This window comes from Microbulbifer maximicatervae (SeqCode) (assembly GCF_052467615.1).
In genome coordinates this window covers 1,935,277-1,953,175 of record NZ_CP174319.1, presented here as the reverse complement: position 1 = coordinate 1,953,175, position 17,899 = coordinate 1,935,277, and the positions used below count along the sequence as shown (strand labels likewise).

At 49.8% G+C, this 17,899-nt stretch carries 17 protein-coding genes; 2 read left to right on the top strand and 15 right to left on the bottom strand.

The window, feature by feature from the left end:
* Window positions 1-78: 78 nt before the first annotated feature.
* The 10 genes from ACJJIM_RS08820 to ACJJIM_RS08775 all read right to left on the bottom strand — a co-directional run bounded on the left by ACJJIM_RS08820 (window position 79) and on the right by ACJJIM_RS08775 (window position 11,118).
* Window positions 79-774, bottom strand: a complete 696-nt coding sequence (locus ACJJIM_RS08820) for a gluconate 2-dehydrogenase subunit 3 family protein (RefSeq protein WP_444913019.1) — start codon at window positions 772-774, stop codon at window positions 79-81.
* Window position 775: 1 nt separating this feature from the next.
* Window positions 776-2,572: a GMC oxidoreductase gene (locus ACJJIM_RS08815; RefSeq protein ID WP_444913018.1), complete on the bottom strand. Its 1,797-nt coding sequence runs from the start codon at window positions 2,570-2,572 to the stop codon at window positions 776-778.
* A gap of 250 nt (window positions 2,573-2,822) precedes the next feature.
* Window positions 2,823-3,734 carry a sugar phosphate isomerase/epimerase family protein gene (locus ACJJIM_RS08810; protein ID WP_444913017.1) on the bottom strand — a complete coding sequence of 304 codons (912 nt, stop codon included), beginning with the start codon at window positions 3,732-3,734 and terminating at the stop codon, window positions 2,823-2,825.
* Window positions 3,731-3,949, bottom strand: coding sequence for a twin-arginine translocase TatA/TatE family subunit (locus ACJJIM_RS08805; RefSeq protein ID WP_444913016.1), 219 nt, complete (start codon window positions 3,947-3,949; stop codon window positions 3,731-3,733). The genes ACJJIM_RS08810 and ACJJIM_RS08805 overlap by 4 nt, the downstream gene beginning before the upstream one ends.
* Window positions 3,950-3,952: 3 nt before the next feature.
* On the bottom strand, window positions 3,953-4,666 hold the full coding sequence (locus ACJJIM_RS08800; protein ID WP_413665734.1) for a 3-keto-disaccharide hydrolase: 714 nt from the start codon (window positions 4,664-4,666) through the stop codon (window positions 3,953-3,955).
* Between the two features lie 67 nt (window positions 4,667-4,733).
* The gene (locus ACJJIM_RS08795) at window positions 4,734-5,741 is read right to left on the bottom strand and encodes a LacI family DNA-binding transcriptional regulator (protein WP_444913015.1); all 1,008 of its coding nucleotides are present in this window, start codon (window positions 5,739-5,741) and stop codon (window positions 4,734-4,736) included.
* Window positions 5,742-5,797: 56 nt separating this feature from the next.
* A complete protein-coding gene (locus ACJJIM_RS08790) occupies window positions 5,798-7,120 on the bottom strand; it encodes an MFS transporter (protein WP_444913014.1) in 1,323 nt (440 codons plus the stop codon).
* Between the two features lie 56 nt (window positions 7,121-7,176).
* Window positions 7,177-8,238: a sugar phosphate isomerase/epimerase family protein gene (locus tag ACJJIM_RS08785; RefSeq protein WP_444913013.1), complete on the bottom strand. Its 1,062-nt coding sequence runs from the start codon at window positions 8,236-8,238 to the stop codon at window positions 7,177-7,179.
* Between the two features lie 198 nt (window positions 8,239-8,436).
* The gene (locus tag ACJJIM_RS08780) at window positions 8,437-9,606 is read right to left on the bottom strand and encodes a Gfo/Idh/MocA family protein (protein ID WP_444913012.1); all 1,170 of its coding nucleotides are present in this window, start codon (window positions 9,604-9,606) and stop codon (window positions 8,437-8,439) included.
* A gap of 252 nt (window positions 9,607-9,858) precedes the next feature.
* Window positions 9,859-11,118 carry a hypothetical protein gene (locus ACJJIM_RS08775; protein WP_444913011.1) on the bottom strand — a complete coding sequence of 420 codons (1,260 nt, stop codon included), beginning with the start codon at window positions 11,116-11,118 and terminating at the stop codon, window positions 9,859-9,861.
* Between the two features lie 217 nt (window positions 11,119-11,335).
* On the opposite strand from ACJJIM_RS08775, the gene ACJJIM_RS08770 reads away from it, so the two are divergent.
* A complete protein-coding gene (locus ACJJIM_RS08770) occupies window positions 11,336-11,872 on the top strand; it encodes a lipocalin family protein (protein WP_444913010.1) in 537 nt (178 codons plus the stop codon).
* 166 nt (window positions 11,873-12,038) lie between these two features.
* On the opposite strand, the gene ACJJIM_RS08765 is transcribed toward ACJJIM_RS08770, so the two are convergent.
* The 5 genes from ACJJIM_RS08765 to ACJJIM_RS08745 all read right to left on the bottom strand — a co-directional run bounded on the left by ACJJIM_RS08765 (window position 12,039) and on the right by ACJJIM_RS08745 (window position 15,247).
* Window positions 12,039-12,596 (bottom strand): thioredoxin family protein, encoded by a 558-nt coding sequence (locus ACJJIM_RS08765; RefSeq protein WP_444913009.1) that lies wholly within the window; start codon window positions 12,594-12,596, stop codon window positions 12,039-12,041.
* Window positions 12,597-12,622: 26 nt separating this feature from the next.
* Window positions 12,623-13,027, bottom strand: coding sequence for an SDR family NAD(P)-dependent oxidoreductase (locus ACJJIM_RS08760; RefSeq protein ID WP_444913008.1), 405 nt, complete (start codon window positions 13,025-13,027; stop codon window positions 12,623-12,625).
* 146 nt (window positions 13,028-13,173) lie between these two features.
* Entirely contained in the window at window positions 13,174-13,623 is a 450-nt protein-coding gene (locus ACJJIM_RS08755; protein ID WP_444913007.1) for an SDR family NAD(P)-dependent oxidoreductase, read from the bottom strand.
* A 140-nt stretch (window positions 13,624-13,763) separates the two neighbouring features.
* Window positions 13,764-14,330, bottom strand: coding sequence for a carboxymuconolactone decarboxylase family protein (locus ACJJIM_RS08750; RefSeq protein ID WP_444913006.1), 567 nt, complete (start codon window positions 14,328-14,330; stop codon window positions 13,764-13,766).
* A 335-nt stretch (window positions 14,331-14,665) separates the two neighbouring features.
* Complete coding sequence (locus ACJJIM_RS08745; protein ID WP_413665724.1) at window positions 14,666-15,247, bottom strand: TetR/AcrR family transcriptional regulator; 582 nt, start codon at window positions 15,245-15,247, stop codon at window positions 14,666-14,668.
* A 539-nt stretch (window positions 15,248-15,786) separates the two neighbouring features.
* Here ACJJIM_RS08745 and ACJJIM_RS08740 point away from each other — a divergent pair.
* Entirely contained in the window at window positions 15,787-17,886 is a 2,100-nt protein-coding gene (locus tag ACJJIM_RS08740; protein WP_282932735.1) for a carboxy terminal-processing peptidase, read from the top strand.
* Window positions 17,887-17,899: the final 13 nt, after the last annotated feature.

The window sequence follows — 17,899 nt, the reverse complement described above, 5'->3', positions numbered from 1 at the left end:
AATATGCCCTACTCTTATCGATCCAGTTCTGTCTCGATATTTTTATATGTGCGTATAGCGCTAAAGCAAAAAGCGTTTTTAGCTATCCAAGCCAAGTCGCTTGAGAACTTCAGGGGGGGCTCCAGGGAAACTCGCCATTGGTCGGTTACCCACATAGCCAATATCCGCCATACCTTCCTCGGTGGTATAGAAAGCGGTGGACACGAGAACTCGAACTTTGGCAAAGAAACGAGCACCAGCCTGGAACTCTGGCTTCGCCGTGCGAGTCCACTTGATATCCTCACAGATGGCTACTTTTTGAGGTTCATTCAGATCGACAAAGGAACCTCCAAATCTGCGCTTGGACTCACCCTCCAGCCAAACAACTCCTCCCCGAATCGTGACAAGATCTGCTTTATTATTGGAATATGGGGCGCTGACATATTCGTTGATGTAGTGATGGGCACCTACTGAAGAGGCACTCGGAGAAGTTTCATCTGCGGGAATAATGACGTCGCAAAGTGCTGCCAATACCGCTAACTCACCTATTTCAAGCTGCATCTCCCAAGGCACAACGGGATTAAGGAGATCCGGATCTGTCGGCGTGCCCCTGGCAAGAGTCTGCTTCGGGGCGTCCAGGTTCTTTACTACCGGTTCAGCCGCTGGCACCTCCTCTTTCACTACAACTTTTTGCGCTACTTTCTCAGAACAGCCAATGACTGGAACTGCAGCAGCGGTGGTAGCAATCAAACGCAGGGCGTTGCGCCGACCCAGATTGGTTTTTTCCTCGCTCATATCAGATATTCCTCTTCTTGAACTGGTCCACGATGTAGTCGCAGGTGCGCCAGGCCAGCGCCATAATGGTCAGGGTTGGATTCTTATCAGCATTGGAGACAAAGGGTGCGCCGTCAGTAAGGAAGAGATTCGGTACTTCCCAGGACTGGCAGTAAGGATTGAGCACGGAATCTTTCGGATTTGAGCCCATGCGCGCGGTGCCGACTTCGTGAATAATCGCACCGCCGTTGATAATTGCCTTGGCACCGTCGGTTTGCACGGTAGAGGTGACCTTACCACCCATACCCTCAATGATTTCAGCAAAGGTTTTGTGCATGTGAGCGGCCTGGTTCAATTCCTGGTCACTCCATTTCCAATGGAACTTCAACACCGGGATGCCCCACTGATCTACCTGGTCCTTATCAATTTCACAGTAGCTGTCCTCGTTGGGAATCATTTCCCCGCGACCGTCAAACCACACAAAGGAGCCGTAGTAACGCCGGCAGGCTTCTTTCAAGTCTTTGCCATAAGCACCATTGGTAAAATCACCCATACCGCCGAAGGCACCTGCGCCCGGCATACTGCGACCACCGCCGAATTCAATGTGGTAGCCACGGGCGAAATCCAGGTCACCACGCAATTGTTCCTTGTACAACCACCAGGGCATATACATGTGCATCGCCGATGCGCCGTCCTCGTTGTGGGCAGGCATACTTTCCAAAGCGGGAATCTGCCCGCCGATACCAGCTCCCACTGTATCCATCAGGTATTTCCCTACGGCACCGCTGCCATTGGCGATACCATCGGGGAATAAAGTGCTTTTGGAATTAAGGAGAATGCGCGAAGTTTCAGCCGCACTGGCTGCAACAACCACAGCGCGGGCACTGGCAAATCTTTCCTGACGGGTATCTTTATCAATATAAATAACCCCGTTTGCCTTACCTTTCTTATCAACGGTAACTTCACGCACCATGGCATCAGTAATGATATCCAGGTTGCCCGTCGCTAATGCCGGTGGCAGCAGTACAGTCGTGGACTGGAAATTCGCCTTGATAGAGCAACCGCGACCACAGGGCGTGGCCCAAAAACAGGCTGCACGAGATTTCATCGATTCCCGGGTAACGTCCTGGGCAAGTTTATTTTCCGGGAATAGTTTCTGCGGAATATTTTCGTGATCTAGGCGCTCACTGAGAATAGCCAGGTGAGAGGGAATTACAGGGATCCCCAGTCTATCGCACGCTTTTTTGGCCAGGAGTTCATAGGCACGGGGCTTCGGGGGTGGCAGCAGCACTCCTTCGGAGGAGTCAGGAGTGTTTTCTAATCCCTCGTTAGTGCCATAGACACCAATGAGCATCTCGGTTTTATCGTAGTAGGGAGCGAGATCGTTGTAACTGATCGGCCAATCAAAACCGAGCCCATCCCTTGAGTAGGGTTTAAAATCATACTCACCCATTCGCAGGGAAATCCGTCCCCAATGGTTCGTACGGCCACCCAGCATACGAGCACGCCACCAGTCAAAACGGCGGCCTCTTTCTCTGGAGCCCTGAGTGTAGGGTTCGCCGGGTACCTGCCAACCTCCGTCAACCGTTGCATCATAGAAACCGAACGGCTTTTCCGGTGTGCTCCCCCCACGCAAAGGCGCATCTTTTGGGAGGTTAAACATTGGGGTTTCCTTAACCGGGTCATAGGATCTCCCCGCCTCCAGCAGTAGAACCTTTAGCCCTGCACTGGCTAGTACATAGGCAGCCATACCGCCGCCAGCACCAGACCCAACAATCAGCGCGTCATACTCTTTCTTCTCGAAGTCATCATTCGGCATCGCCTCTCTCCTACTTCATCAATTATTTTTGTTTTACTCGTTTAATTTTAAATAACCTACAAGATAAATCTGTAACCGGTTACATTTTTTGCCAAAATTTTTTACTTATCCGTTACATCTAATGTCTAACTTATGTTTTTTAACCAAAAAGATTAATTTTTATAAACATTTTTAACGAACCTAGAAATCCCTAAGTATTTTGATCAAAAAACACAAGTAACCGGTTACATTTTAACCAAATAATTATTACTTACTCACTATGTAGTTCACCCTGTCGCGACAAGCGCAGCAAAAGCTCTTTCGTTGCATTGATTCCCCAGTCTTCACCGCCGGCGCCTTCATACTCAATCCCAATATGCCCCTTGTAACCCGCCTTTTGAATTATCCGCAGCATCCGGGCAAAATCCGTATTGGTCTCATTTCCCCGCTTATCAAATGAAAAACTCTTTGCGCTGATTCCGCGGGCAAAGGGCATCAACTGCTCTACTCCCAAGTAGCGGTCGTAGTCACCAAAGTTTCCAAAGTCTGGCAAACTTCCACAGTTCGGCATATCCACTGACTGTAATAACTGGGATAACCAAAGTCCGTTTGAGGAATAGCCACCGTGGTTTTCCACCACAATATTGATGTCGAAATCCAAGGCAAACTCTGAGAGAGCCCGCAGCCCATCTCTACAAGCGGAACTAACCTCCCTGCTACTACCCTGTCCGCCAGCATTCACCCTGATAGAGTGGCAACCCAAATATTTGGCCGCTTCAACCCACTGGAAATGATTCTCTACCGCTAGTTGTCTTTCGCTAGCATTTGGGTTGCCAAGATCACCTTCTGCATCAACCATAATCAAAAGGCTTTTAACCCCGTGATCTATTGCACGCACTCTCAACGCTGAAAGAAAATTCTGATCCCTGGCCTTATCGGCAAAAAACTGATTGACATACTCTACCGCGTCAATTGCAAATTCCTTTCTTGCCTTAATAGGGAAATCCAATACCTTGAGAGCGCCACTTCGCAATTGCCGATGCAGGGACCATTGGGCCAGGGAAATTTTCACAGGGCCACCCGGGGTATTGGTAATGATTCGCCCACTATTACCAAACAAGGGGGCGGTAAAAGCAGCTGCAGCAAAGCCGGCACCAACCTGTAGCAAAGTTCTACGCTTCATTCCCGCTCCCCAGCTTGGAGTAGATTGCCAGACAAGTTACCTGGGGAACCTTCTCTAGTGTCATCCTTATCGCTTTGATGCAATGAGCGGCGGAAACCACTAATCGCTCCTCCAAGGTCTTCTCCCAGACGGCGGATCTTGCCACTACCAAATAGTAGAACCGCTAACACAAGAACAATAAGTACCTGCCAAATACCCACACCTGAAATACCCATGATTTACAGCTCCCGAATTCTGATATTGCGGTACCACACTTTGTCGCCGTGGTCTTGTAAAGCAATAAAGCCGCTCTCACTACGGGCAAAATCGGGGTAAGAGGAAAACTTACTGTTGGCAAGACGTGTATCCCAATCTTCAGACCAGAGTTCATAGCTGACAATCATGCTTCCATTCAGCCAATGTTCAACCCGACCATTCTCCACTCGAATACGCGTTTTATTGAATTCTCCTGCCGGCTTTACCTCATCCTCGCTGGGTGCATACAAGTCGAAGACTGATCCCGCGCTGTGGCTCAGTTTTTCCAGTTCGGGAAAAGCACTGTTATCCAGTACCTGGTATTCCATACCTGACATCCAGACTGGTGCATTGCCACCAGCTACCCGATAAATAATGCCGCTGTTTCCGCCTTCAGATATCTTCCACTCCAGTTCCAGCTCAAAATCAGAAAACTTATCTGCAGTGACGATATCCCCCGCTCCACCAGCAGTGAGCACCAGGTTGCCATCAACGACCTGCCAGGCCTCTCCTACATGGGAGCCATTGGCACCGGTCCAACCCTGCAACGTTTTACCGTCGAATAAATGCCTCCAGTCCTTATCCGCTTGTATACCGGACTTTTCCGGCATCCGTTCACAACCCCCCAATGTGACTAGCAGTGCTGCAGAAGCCAGTAAAGACGTGCAAAATTTTGTCTCAGTGAATTTTTTCATCATTGTTATCTCCACATGAATTGGTGTTTATCTAATCAGTTTGCCGCGATGGTTTTACATCCGCACTTTATTAATCCTGATGGCGGGCCGTACTTCCCCTTGCCACTAAATCAAAGGGCAAAATAGTTCGGCTCGCTTTTAACGGTTTTCCATCAATAATGCGGCGCAAGGTTTCCATCGCATATCTGCCCAGCTTCTCTGCGGGCTGGTCAATTGTTGTCAGGGGCGGGTCCGTAAATTGCGAAAACTCAATATTATCGAAGCCCGCCACCGACACATCCGCAGGCACTTGCAAACCCATTTCCTTCGCTTGATGAACAGCACCAATAGCCATTTCATCATTCATACAAAAAATGGCGGTAGGCGCACTGGCTAAAGAGAGCAGTTTTTTTGCACCCTCCGCACCAGACGGCATAGTGAATTCTCCGTTTACAACCAGGTCAGAATTCAATTCGAGACCGTGCCGTTGCATCTCCTCCTCAAAGCCGGCCAGGCGATCACGCACAATCGGACTATTAAGCGGGCCGGTCACTATGCCGATCCGGCGGTGACCCAGCTCGATCAAATGGCGAGCCATGGCTTGCGCCGCGCCGGAATTATCCAGTTCAACAACCGGATAGCGGTCGTCTTCAGCAATGCGCTCACACGCATTTACCATTGGAATCGACGCTGCTAAAGCTGCATCTTTCTCTGCAAATGGATAGCGGCTATCCAGTTGAATAAGCCCATCTGCCTGATTCGTCAGCGCCATTCCCGCATAGAACTGCTCGTGAGCTGGTTCGCCCTTGGTATCTCCCAGCAATACGGAATAACCCTGGTCTTGAGCTGCCTTTTCTATCCCTCGGATAACTTTGGAAAAAAATGGGTTGGCGATATTTGGGACCAGAACCATCACCGCAAATGACTTGCCGGAACTAAAGTTTCTCGCCAACATATTGGGCCGATAGCCGGCCTCTTCCACCGCTTTCAGCACCCGCTCCCTGGTCCGCGGAGAAACCATTTGCGGGTCTTTCAGGGCTCTGGACACGGTCGCGACGGAAACACCGGAGCGACGTGCAACTTCGCGAATGTTTGACATACTTTTCCGTTACTTTGTTGTTAGTAGTCGACTATTTTCGCACAAATGGAAAACGCCTACTGGTTGCCTACTACAGTGACACCTTGCACTTTGCTCGCTGCCTGCCTGCGATCCCAAAACCAGATAAACGCAAAAATCGGCAGCAAGATAAGGGGAACCACGGCCAGTGACTGGAATGATTCGATAGAGGCAGTCGCCAACACAGTGTCCAGCTCATCGCCCGTTAACTTTTCAAAGGCTTCCAAACCACCGGCAGCCTCAATCTTGGCGTTGTCGAAAATTTCTCCAAGTTTCGGCAGTACGAACTGAATAGACATTCCCCCAGCAAACCCCAGCAGCCCCAAAAACAGTGCGCCGCCGCGTACAAAACGCTCGGATACCGTAGCGAGCATGGTAGGCCACATATAGCAGACGCCGATGCCCCAAACTGTTGCCGCTAAGAATGCAGTTACCGGGGTTCTCGCCATTCCTAAGCAATAGAGGCCAACAGCTGCAAGTAAACTACTCAGCCACAAGAGTCCAATGGGAGAGAGTTTTTTGGCCAGCCGTCCGGCAAAGTGGCGCATTACAAACATCAACATGCTGACATAAACCAGAATGAGAATGCCCTTCATACCGACTACTCGAGAGAGCGTCAGGTCAACCCACTGCCCTGGAGCCAGCTCTGTTGCAGCGGTTAGCCACATACAGATCCATAGCACGATAAATATCGGCTGCCTGAAAACTTCTTTAAACATCTCGCCGTAACTGATGCCAGAGGAAACCCGTTCAGTTACCGGGAATTCTGCTCTGGACACAAGCCACGCCATGACCACAGCCGGTAGGGCCAAAACAATCAGGTTCAACTGCCAGGGAAGTTCAAGCGCAGAAATGGCTAACCCAAGTAATCCGCCCACCACAATCCCGGCAGGCCACCAGGCATGTAGTACATTTAGGCGCTGAGTTTTATTTTCAGGATCAACCGCGGCAACCATTGGGTTACTGGCGGCCTCCACGGCCCCCCAGCCCAAACCGGTAAGTAAAAGCCCCGCAAGAACCAGATTCTCAACGCCCTCCCCGGGGGTTACTAATGATGCTGCAATAATAAGCAGACTGCCCAACACGTAGCCTATTGATGAGAGCATTAGCATCCGTTTGATACCGACCAAGTCCACCAATGCGCTGCCAAATAGCAGGGTTAGGGCAAACCCTGAAAAGGTAAATCCAAGCGCTTCTCCAACCATTGCGGTGGAGTTGGCAAGATCAATATGATCATAAATGTCCGACTGTAAATTGCCGGCGATCGAAGCCCTCACAGCAAACCCAAGACCAATCATAAAGATTGACAGATTTCCTACCAGGAAGACATTCCTGTGCAAAGCCTTTATCTGTGTACTCATCTATCCAGTCTCCGCATGATTTATTGTTATTCGTTGTTCACTGGGATTGGCAAAAATTAGTCCAGCCCTAAAATCCTACGATTTCGAGCGCGATCTGTTTCAGCACCGGCAAAATCATCAAAAGCTTTGTCAGCCACGGTTATCAGGTGCTCTCGAATAAATGGCGCACCCTCGCTGGCCCCCTGCTGTTGATCCTTAATGCAACACTCCCATTCCAATACCGCCCAGCGATCGTAACCGTACTGGGTCAGTCGGCTAAAAATCCCACGAAAATCTACCTGACCATCCCCCAGGGAGCGAAAGCGACCGGGCCGGTCAATCCAGGGGGCATAACCGCCGTATACGCCAGCCCTTCCACTCGGGTGAAATTCCGCATCTTTCACATGGAAAGCCTTGATTCGCTCGTGATAGATATCGATAAAGGCTAGGTAATCCATTTGCTGTAAAAGCAAATGGCTTGGGTCATACAAGATGTTGGCTCTAGGGTGATCTTCCACCTCGTAAAGAAACCGCTCGAAGGTCAAGCCATCATGCAGGTCTTCACCGGGGTGCAGCTCATAGCAGACATCGACCCCCGCGCTGTCAAACGCATCCAATATCGGACGCCACAAACGGGCCAGTTCGCGAAAACCTTCTTCAACCAACATCGCTGGGCGCTGGGGCCATGGATAAAAAGTGTGCCAGAGTAAAGCGCCGGAGAAAGTTGCATGGGATTTGAGCTTCAGGTTGGCACTGGCCCGAGCAGCAAGAACTAATTGATTGCTCGCCCACTCTGCTCGGGCTTGCAAGTTTCCGCGTACTGCCTCTGGAGAAAAAATATCCAGCATTTCCTTATAGGCTGGGTGAGCTGCGACCAACTGCCCCTGCAAATGCGTAGACAATTCAGAAATCTGTACCCCAGCCTCCTCACAGATTCCCAGTACATCATCACAGTAAGCTTGGCTTTTACTGGCCAGCTCAAGGTCGAAAATCCGCTTGTCCCAAGTGGGAACCTGGATGCCTTTGTACCCCAGGTCTGATGCCCAACGAGCCATAGATTCAAGCGAAGCTGGCTGTTCGCTCGATGGGAGAAACTGGGCGAGAAAAATTCCGGGCCCCTGAATTCTGGGTGCCTTCATTTATTGTTATCCTTTTTACTGCTGTACTTATTAATTCTGCAACCAACCCTTTCCAAGCGATTGGTTTGCACCTTTTGAGAAAACTCTTCAAAAGGTAACTGGCCGCAGGCCGACACCGGCACCTCCCTGTGCCGTACTAGCTGCCGGACGCCCACCCTGCCAGAGATACCTAAATTCTGTGAGGTTGGACCTAGCCGCTCACTTCCAAAAAGGCGCCAGGGAAACCCATGAGGATTTTGCGCGACTGCTCTCCAGCACACCGCGCACAAATGCCATCGCGCGAACACCTGCATCAATGTTGCCAACGGCAGGACTGTTCTTTGAAATTACCCCCTCGCGGCGGCCTCGGACTTGACCAGCAAAATCGCGATAGATATTGGCGAAGGCCTCTATATAGCCCTCCGGGTGTCCTTGAGGTGTCCGGCAGAAAGACCTGACGTCTCCATCCAGATACTCACAATCCGCACCGGCTTTCCAAATCGCCACAGGCTGCCCCCTGCGCTTTACTTGCAATTGGTTTGGGGCTTCCTGCTCCCAAAACAGCGAACCGTCTTCACAGTAAACGCTGATATTCAGGTTGTTCCCTTCTCCTCCACAGACTTGACTGGCTGTAAGTGTTCCTCGGGCGCCCTGATCTAATTTAAATAGCGCTGCACCGTCATCATCCAACGCTCTTTCATCAACTACCGCTTGCACGTCTGCGCAGACTTCAGAGATATGCTGGCCAGTAAAAAACTCCACCAGATGATGAGCATGGGTGCCTATATCCGCAAAGCAGCCACTTTCTCCCGAACGTGCAGGATCTGTTCGCCAACTCGCCTGCTTACTTCCCGTGGAATCACCGGCTAGTGCCAGCCACCCCTGCGGATAGGCAACGGTAACTCGTCGAATAGACCCCAACTCTCTCCTGCCCAGGATTGCTCTCGCTTGCATAACCAGAGGGTAAGCAGCATAAGTGTGGGTCAAACCATAAAGATGCCCGCTTTGCTCCACTGCCTTTTTAAGCTCAAGTGTTTCTTCCAAAGTGGAGGCGGCTGGCTTGTCGGAGAGGACATGGAATCCCGCCCGCAACGCAGCAATAGAAACGGGTAAATGGAGATGGTTGGGAGTTACTACAGATACAAATTCAACTCGATCATCAGCGCTGCGACGGGATTCCTCTTGGAACATCTGTTGATAGCTTTGGTAAATCCTGTCCGGGTGTAGCCCCAGCTTTTCACCAGCTTTACGACTGCGTTCGGAATCGCTACTAAAGCAGCCGGCGACTAGCTCTATCTCACCGTCGAGAGCTGCAGCCATTCGATGGATTGCACCAATAAAAGCACCCTCTCCACCACCAACCATGCCCATTCTTATTTTTTTAACCAAACCCCATCCCCTCGGGCCACTCAAAGAACCAGCTGAATAAACAGCCTACTTATTTTTTTTCCGTGTTTTGTAAGCGGACGCGCTGTTTCCAGACTGCGGTTTTCGTAGCACTCCACTGCCTGAAACAGAATGTAACCGGTTACATTTCAATTTAAGATACAGAAAAAAAATGTCTTTGCAAGCGAAATACGTTGTTAATATCGCCTTATTGGACTCATAGACTGATGGCTCAACGCTGAAATACTAAGCAAATCACCTGATTGGCAGGCCCATTTTCTGGACAAACTCAGCCCAAGAGTGCCACTTCAATTCATCGCTTTGCCATTTATTACAAATAGTTTGATGATCAACTGACTGCGACAGCAAGCTACCTATCGCTTCAGATTGAGGATGCCGAGGCTTAGCTTTTGAGCGAACCCATTTCCCGGCCTCCTTTGCAGCTTCCACGGCGAGACCCCAGTGATTCGGCCAAACCGCCAAGAAATTGGCTATATCAAAGCTGTGGATGTGGTATGGACGCGGATAGTTTAACTGCACAAGAGCATCCCCATCCGGCCCTGGAGCGTCAGTTTTCCAACCTGCGTAAACACCCCAATGACAGCCGGCTGCCCAATCCTCAAACCCGGTCATACAATTTGCCAATCTATCCAGGGTATCCCGGATTAACGCCCTCTCTATGGGCGGGGCCACCCTCATATCAACCACACCAGAGCGAAACCTGGGGTGCTCTGGATTGAGGGTGAGTATCCAAAGTCCCTCTCCACTTTCCAGCGGGTGATATGCCACTACCATGTCCATCAGGAAGGCTGAGATTGGAGGGGTATTAGCACCCTTAGCCAGCAACATATGTAGGGGCCGAACAACTTGGCTATCCCGCACTCCTTGAGCTGGCACTCCAAGACTTTCGAGTATTGCTGCATTGCCCGCCCCGCATGCTGAGAGAACCAACTGGGGTTGTATTTGGTGGGAGCTACCATTGATATCGGCAGAGACCTCAGTCACGCCACCACTATCTTTGTCGAACCTTCGGATACTCCCTTTCACCAGCTTCTCGCTAACAGGAGCACTAAAACGTCGATAGGCTTCAGCGCCGTCAAACATAAGGTCATCAGCAAATCGAAAGCACTGATGCGACGGCAAGCTAGTTGTTACCAGTGGAGCTGGAATCGGCACCTCTTCCACTGGAATACCCGCCGCAATCCAGTTGGGCTCGACAGTATCTAAAAATTCTCGGGGAAGCGCGGAATAGAAATCTGTTATGTGGCTATCAACACCATCGCTCTCCAGTTGTGTGCACCAAAACTGTGCGGCCTTTAAGTAAGCCTTTGCCGCACTTGGGTGTGCCGCATTCCAACCTGAGGAGAAATAGCCATGAAAGTGTAACGACTCGGCATCGTCTAACCCCTGGTCTATTGCCAGCACAGAAAAATCTGTTGATAGCTCTCGCAACAATGAAATCGCTTGAATTCCGCCCCCTAATACCAGGACGTCTACGTCTACCGTTTTAGCCATGGTCAGCCTCAAACAAATCCTATCTATCACCACTTAGCAAAGGCTGGCCTTCTGTCAACCTCTAAGACCTCAGCTCATTTACCTAGGTGACACTTTTTTGAAATTCAGATTAAACACAGAACTTGGTTAATCCGTTCCAGTTACATCCCCGTAAAGAGATTGTCGCTCAGCTATGAAGCTGGCGGCCTAAAAAACTGCGAACACAAGGAGCAAGGAAATGAAGAGCTTATTGAGAGGTATAGGAATTGTACTGTTTGTACTCAGTACCCAGGCCGTTATGGCAGATGATGAACTGGAAACGGTTCCCTATGTCGATGTGAATCAGTATCTCGGCAAGTGGTATGAGATTGCCCGGCTACCGCAAATTTTCCAGCCGGCTTGTACTGCGGTAACAGCGGACTACGGCCTCAATGATGATGGATCTATCAGCGTTTTCAATTTTTGTCGAATCTTACACCCAAAATATGGGTTCCCGATCAGTGTTCAGGGCACTGGAGTCCCCATTGATGAGACGAACAGTAAACTCGCTATCACCTTCTTTGAGGGTAAAGCTGCCGGCGACTACTGGATACTAGAGCTAGATCCCGGCTATCAGTGGTCACTCGTTGGTGATCCAGACCGCTCCAGCCTCTACTTGTTAAGCCGCACTCCCCAGCTGGATGAAGCTATTACAGACTATCTACTAGACCTGGCAGTTACAAAGCATGGTTACAACATTGACCACATCATCATGACCCGCCAGCTTACTGAGTAAACAAGAAAGCGGGTGTCACACTTCTGGCACCCGCCACTTAACAAACCACATTAACTTTTTATTAATTCTTTATAATCAATAGGTTAACTATCTACATTAAAGTATTTTCTTATATTTTTGTGTGCTTTATGTTCGCCAAAGCATCCCTGTCAGCTAGCAACCTATGTCAGATATAGTTACCACTCCATTTAATAGAGCACCCCATACTTGGCTGCTGCTTTTCCGGCCCTGCCCCAGTCTCTGCGATCAACTTCATTGCATTGACCAGCTCCCTGGTTCGGCCTGCCGGGTTTCCCATTCCCGCATCATCGATTCGGCCTCGATATTGGAGCTCTCCATCCTTATTCAGCCCGAAGAAGTCTGGTGTACATACCGCCTGGTAAGCTCTCCCTACGGACTGATCTTCATCAACCAAATAGGGGAAAGTAAACCCATGGTCTCGGGCAAACTTCGCCATATAAGGAGGACTGTCAATCTGGTAATCGCGATAATCGTTTGACATAACGGCCAGAACATTAATGCCCAGCCCTTGTAGTTCTCGCACATCCTCAGCTAAACGATTTGCAATCGCCTGAACATAGGGGCAGTGATTGCAGATAAATGCAATCAACAGCCCCTTGCTTCCCAGATGGTCCGACATTCGAAAGCTCTTGCCGTCAGGGTCTTTCAAGGTAAAGTCTGGGGCTTTCCATCCGAAATCACATACTGGTGTATCTAGTAACATTGCCCGATCCTCTCCTGGGTTCTAAGTTAGCTTTCGATCTCAAGTACGCTCTTGGCAAAGGGAGCGTAAATTTTTGCGACCTCTTGAGCCATCTCATTTGGATAAACAAAAAAATCACCCGTTGTTAGTGCCTTCATAATGCCATCGAATACGATGCTCTCTGGAGGGGCTCCCTCTCCCATGCCTGCGGAGTCGGCCATATCCGTCTTGATTGGACCAGCAATAACACTGATAACTTGAGTCCCCTGCTCGACCCAGGCCTCCCTCAAACTCTGAGTTACTGCATAGGCAGCCGCCTTTGAGCCGGAGTAACCAGTAAATGGGAGAAAATTTTTGATGGATGCCAGTGAGTTCATTTGGACAAAGACACCCCCACCATTAGGGAGCCTCTGAATAACTCCGTGATGCCTCTGGCATGCAGAGCGGTTCACAATCAAGGCGCGGCTTCGCAGGAATGTCTAGACCTTTCAAGAAGTCGCAACGCGGAGTGTGAATCGCTCTGTAAGCCCCGAAGGGCGGGCCTTGAAGGCCACAGCTGCTGTGTTGCAGCTCTTGCAAAGGACTAGGCCATTCGCGGCTAGCTGCGCCTAACATCTGCAGCCTTCAAGACCCGCAGAGGCATTACGGAGTTATTCAGAGGCTCCTTAGATTTCAAAACAGGGCCAAACGCTTTGGCCAGGTTTATCAGTGGGTAAACATTGCCCTCCATTTGATACTTGAAGCTCTCCACAGCATCATCGTCCAAGGGTGTCGATAGCTTCACTACGCCCGCATTAGAGACAACCAGATTGACATCACCGGCAACCTTTACAGCGTTTTGAATGGTTTCTTCACGTGAAAGATCAAATTCAATGGGGACGACCCTTTCACCATACTTTTGAGCGAGCTGCCTCACCGAGGCTAGGTCGCGAACAGCGGTATACACTTTAACCGCGCCCGCATCCAATAGCCCCTTTGTAATGGCCTTGCCGATACCTCGATTTGCCCCTGTGATTAATGCAGTGATATTGCTAGCTTGAAGAGTCATTTCGTATACCTCAGTCACTTCAGCCGAATAAATTCAAATTTCGATTCGCAACACAGTTGCGGGCTCCGCTACGAATTGTTGATGGCCACCCCATGTCTCCTCAGTGAGGGCTGGATGGCCAATCAAGCCCAGGCCAGAAATCAGGCCACTGTGTCTCCTTCGGGAGTCCACTCATTAACTGCAAAGGCACTATCCAGGGCGGTCTCGGCAATGTGGTTTGTATAATTCGACATAACTTTTAAAGCGGTACCTAGAACCACTTCCAGTACGCTCTGCTCCGTGTAGCCAGCAGCAAGGAAAGCGCTAACTTGTTCCTCTGTCGGCCAGCCACGGCTTTCATTCACTACCGCAGCAAATGTACGTAATGCCTCAAGCTTTTCATCTGCAATCGGTGTGTTACTACGCAATGCTTCAATTATTTCCGCTTCAACACCGGCCATTTGGGAAATGGATGTGTGAGCAGCCATACAGTAACGACACCCGTTCAGGCGGTTGTTTGTCATTAAGATGATTTGGCGCCCTGTCTCGGAAAGATTGGTTTTATCGAAAATTCCCGCCAAGGTCGTATAACCCTCAAGTAATGCGGGGGCCTCTGACATAGTTGCGAATAGATTGGGCACAAAGCCCATCGATTTCTTAGCGCCTGCAAGAAGAGGCTGAGCAGCAACAGGAGCGGATTCAATCGTGTGAGTCTTGAAAGTAGCCATCATATTTCCTAACTAGATAGTTTCACTTGTTTGTAGCGATCGGTCCAAACCTGGTTAAAAAATAAGGGGAGACACCCCTGTAAACTGTATGTACCGATTGCTACAAACAATGCTAATGAGTTTGTACCGATCGGTAAAGATGATTTATATAACTATTTGCTATGCATTAATGCCTGCTGAGAATGAACAGAAAAAATATGAAGCCCTATCCAATGCAAAGTTGACAGGAAGGATCAATGGAGGTCAGGAGAGGGAAATCACAGTGCAACCCTGGCAACCGAGAGGACGGCGCCAAGGCCCTACGAAGAGCTTTCAACGCCAGAAGAAAGATCAGGTCAACGCAGCAAGTCTAATGCCTGTACCTTAATTCTGGAGAGGCTTTCCTTATTAAAAACTCCACGTGCCAACACTCGCAAGCCGACTAACAGAGTCAGTAAACTATTGGCGCAGACTTCCGGGTCTACTCGATCAGATATCACACCTTTCTCTATCCCCAGGCGAACCTGCCTTGCAAAAAATGACTCAGTATCCCGCAAGCCCTTTTTTACAGCATCCCCAATATCGCTATCCAGGTTAGGCATATCGAGTGCGGTATTAACCAAAAAGCAGCCCTTCTTTTCCGGATCTGCAAGGCTTTGTTCAATTAGGGAGTCGAAAAGCTGACTGATAGCGCCGATAGGATCTTCCAACGACTCAAGCCGGGCCATTACGTCGCGCCGCTGCTCTCTCTCATACTTGAGTAAACTCAGGGTAAAAAGCTGCTTCTTACTGCCAAAGGCATTATAAAAGCTCCCTTTAGTCAGCCCAGTAGCTTTGAGCAGGTCGGCCAGAGAAGTCGCTTCAAAGCCTTTCTTCCAAAAGGCTTCCGTCGCTTTATCGACTGCGCTATCGACATCGAAACTTTTCTCCCAAGGCATAAGCACCTCACCTCAAACAAATCTACTGGCCATGTTACCACTGTTTGGACCAAGTGGTAAAAACACGATTCGCAGATACTGGCACTCGCCCGATATTCGCCTATTGCTCCGAAATCAAAACACCATTTTTGCGGTCACAGTGATTATTGGAGCAACACTTCTAGCCGAGGAGCGCTCACTCGAATTAATAAAGTGGTAACTGGTGCAACTTCATGACCTTAAAAGCCTTCAAAGTCATCAAAGTGGTTCTGACCTATTAGTCAAAGTGCTTATTTTTAACGCTTTTTTACAGTTGCAGTTACACAATAGTTATGATGACCATACATACTCAAGCCTCCAAAACGAGAAAAAATGCCTCAATTTCACACTCAATAGGAAAGTTATTTTGCTAAATACAGTGTTAAAGAAAAAGATCCATCTCTGATTAGAGGTATTTCATGCCCTTTGGAGCTTTCAGCCTTTATACTTGTCCTAAGCTATAGGTCGCCGAGCCATAAGGGCCGGACGCCTATGAAGTAGGACGTATAAAGAGACTCCCTATGCTTACCAATCGGATCGCCGCTTACTTTTCCGGCTTCTTGGTCATTGGCCTTCTTTCCACAAGTGTTCTGGCAGAGCCAGAGCGAATAGCCCCCGAAGAGGGTCAAGGTGGTACTGCACAAGAGATAGTCAGCAAACTTGAAATGCTGCACTACAACAAAATCAAAATCGGCGACGAAATGTCCGAGAACTTGTGGAACGAGTATATCGATGCACTCGACCCCACTAAAAGTTACTTCCTCGCCTCTGATATCGACGAATTCCGCGCGTGGGAAGCGGAGATGGATGACCAGCTTCGCGCTGGTGATGTCACCGCTGGGTTTAGTATCTATAACCGTTTCCGCCTGCGTATGGGCGACCGGCTAGATAACATCCTGTCCCAACTAGAGAAAGGCCTGCCCGCCTATGACTTTTCTCGGGAAGAGACCCTTGAGCTGGATCGGGAGGAAAGCCAATGGCCCAACTCGATCAGCGCTGCAGATGAGCTTTGGCGCAAGCGCTTAAAGAGCAGCATCCTGAATCTGCGCCTTACCGGTAAAACCGATGAGGAAATCCAAGACCTTCTCGTACGCCGTTACAAAGGTCAAAAGAAGCGCCTCGAACAACAGAAGAGCGACGACGTATTTGAGCTCTATATGAACTCACTGACTCGTCTCTACGATCCACACAGCAACTACCTGTCACCGCGCTCATTGGAAAACTTTAATATGAGCATGTCCCTCTCCTTGGAGGGTATCGGTGCTGTGCTGCAGGCAGACGAGGAATACACCAAAGTTGCTCGCCTGGTACACGGTGGTCCAGCCGATCGCACTGGCAAGATCAAGCCCAACGATAAAATCGTGGGTGTTGGCCAGGATAAAGAAGGCGAAATGGTCGATGTAGTGGGCTGGCGCCTGGATGATGTTGTCGACTTGATTCGCGGCAAGGCCGGTACCTATGTTCGCCTGGAGACCATCCCCACTGGTGGCGACGGTACTCACAAGACTATCTTGATCAAGCGCAGCAAAGTTAAGCTTGAAGATCAGGCGGCCAAGAAGGCAGTGTTTGAATTCTCTGATGGCAGCAAGAGTTACAAGATCGGTGTGATTAACCTGCCGACCTTCTATATCGACTTCGATGCCTATCGCCGCCGCGACCCCAACTATAAGAGCACCACACGAGACGTTGCCCGTCTTCTGAGTGAACTTAAAGAGGAGAAGGTTGACGGTATTATCCTGGATCTTCGCAACAATGGCGGTGGTTCACTGCAAGAAGCCACCATGCTCACAGACCTGTTTATTGATCAGGGCCCTGTCGTGCAGATCCGCCACGCCAATGAGCAGATTTCCCGCCATAACCGCTCGCGCTCCCGCGCCATGTACCGCGGGCCGCTGATGGTATTGATTAATCGCTTATCCGCCTCTGCATCCGAGATTTTTGCCGGTGCAATCCAGGATTACAACCGCGGCCTGGTAGTGGGCAACCAATCCTTTGGTAAGGGTACTGTGCAAACTATGGCTCCCCTGAAGGAAGGCCAGTTGAAAATTACCCAGTCCAAGTTCTACCGGGTTTCCGGAGACAGCACACAGCATGCGGGTGTGAAGCCGGACATCGATATGCCACAGTTGATTGATGCCGAAAATGTGGGTGAGAGTGCTTACGATACTGCCCTGCCCTGGGACCGTATCCACGCTGTGCCTCATGCGAAGTATTTCAACTTGAAGATGCTGATCCCGAACTTGATTACCAAGCACAACAAGCGCACCGAAACAGATCCAGATTTTGTTTTCCTGCGCGATCAGTTCAAGTTCGACGCCGAGCGGGCTGACAAGAAGTATGTCTCTCTCAACGAATCAACCAGAGAGAATGAGCGCAAGTCCGTTAATCAGCGATTGCTGGATATGGAAAACCGTCGCCGCAAAGCTAAAGGCCTTGAACCCTACGAGAACTTTGAGGCATACGAAGAAAGCGAATCTGAAGAGGTGGCTAACATTGGTGGTCCTGTAGAGATCAAGTTGGAAAAAGATCCAATTTTGAATGAAGCGGGCTATATAATGGCGGACTTTATCGGCCTGGCCGATAAGGCCAGCAAGGCCCCGCCCCAAGTTGCCAACTTCTAAATACTGATAGGCA